The organism is Streptomyces sp. NPDC050388 (assembly GCF_040655635.1).
Lineage (GTDB): Bacteria > Actinomycetota > Actinomycetes > Streptomycetales > Streptomycetaceae > Streptomyces.
The window spans coordinates 1-1,192 of sequence record NZ_JBFAKH010000283.1 but is presented as its reverse complement, the minus strand read 5'-3'; the positions used below and the strand labels follow the sequence as shown (position 1 = coordinate 1,192).

2 protein-coding genes are annotated in these 1,192 nt (G+C 81.2%); both read right to left on the bottom strand.

Annotated features, from left to right (window positions below; genetic code table 11):
- The coding region (locus AB0I73_RS41410; protein ID WP_363045534.1) for a universal stress protein at positions 1 to 873 on the bottom strand (873 nt) is incomplete at its 3' end.
- A gap of 138 nt (positions 874 to 1,011) precedes the next feature.
- Positions 1,012 to 1,192: universal stress protein (locus tag AB0I73_RS41405; RefSeq protein WP_363045533.1), on the bottom strand; the 181-nt coding region annotated here is incomplete at its 5' end.

Sequence of the window (1,192 nt, the reverse complement as noted above, 5' to 3'; positions counted from 1 at the left end):
GTGCGGCACGATCGCCACCGGACAGCCGACGCGGTGGATCACGGCATGGGTGACCGGGCCGGTGCGCGGCATCCCCCGGCGGCCGGTGAGCCGGTCCCCGACCACCAGCAGGTCGGCCCCGGACGCCGCCTCCAGCAGGGCACCCGCGGGCCGGCCCTCCACCACCGTCGGAAGGACCTCGACCTCGGGGTACTTCTCGCGCCACACCCGGAGCACGGCGGACAGGAAGCCCAGCCATTCCTCGGCCCGCTGCGGAGCGCCCGCCAGGCCGACCTCGCCGGGGCCCAGGGTGAGCCGGTCGGGCGCGCGCCAGGCGTGCAGCACCCTCAGCCGCGCGTGCCGCAGGCGGGCCGCCTCGAAGGCGAACGCGAGCACCGCGTCGCACGGTTCCGTGACGTCGACGCCGACGACCACGCCCCGCCGGCCGGTGCCGGCCGCGTCCGCCGCCTGCCCGGCCGTGCCGGCCCGCACCAGGACGACGGGCCGCGTGGCCTGGGCCACGACGCCGAGCGCGACCGACCCCACCACCAGGGAGCTGAGGCGGCCCAGCCCGCGCGAGCCCAGCACCAGCAGGTCGGCCTCGCCCGCCGCCCCCACCAGGGCGGCGGGCGCGGGCCCCGCGACCTGCCGGCCGTCCAGCGGCACGCCGGGGCACGCGGCGCGGACGCGTGCCGCGGCCGCCCGCAGGACGCGCCGCGCCCGGTGCCGCTCGCCCGCGGGCACGGCCTGCGGGCGGTCCTGGCCCGGGTGCCAGCTGCGCGCGTGCAGCAGCCGCAGGGCCCGCCCGCGGCGCGCGGCCTCGCGGGCCGCCCACTCGGCGGCGGCCAGGCTTTCGGCGGAACCGTCGACGCCGACGACCACGGGCGACACCATGACATGCACCTCCGGAACAAGGTCTGCTTCCCGCTCCCAGCTTCCCCCGCCGGCCGCGCGTGCGCAGGGGCTGACGGGCCCGCGCCCGGGGGCCGTCGGGCCCCGGGTGCGGGAACGGCGGGCGGGGCGGCCGCCCGGTCACGCCCGCTGCGGCACGACCGCGACCGGGCACTGGGCGTGGTGCAGCAGCGGGTGGCTCGCCCGGCCGAGCCGGGGGCCGGCGGGCCCCTGGCGGCGCCGGGCGCCGACGATCGCCAGGTCGGCGGCGGCCGACCGGAGCACGAGGACCTTGGGGGCCGGGCCTTCGACCGTCGCCCGG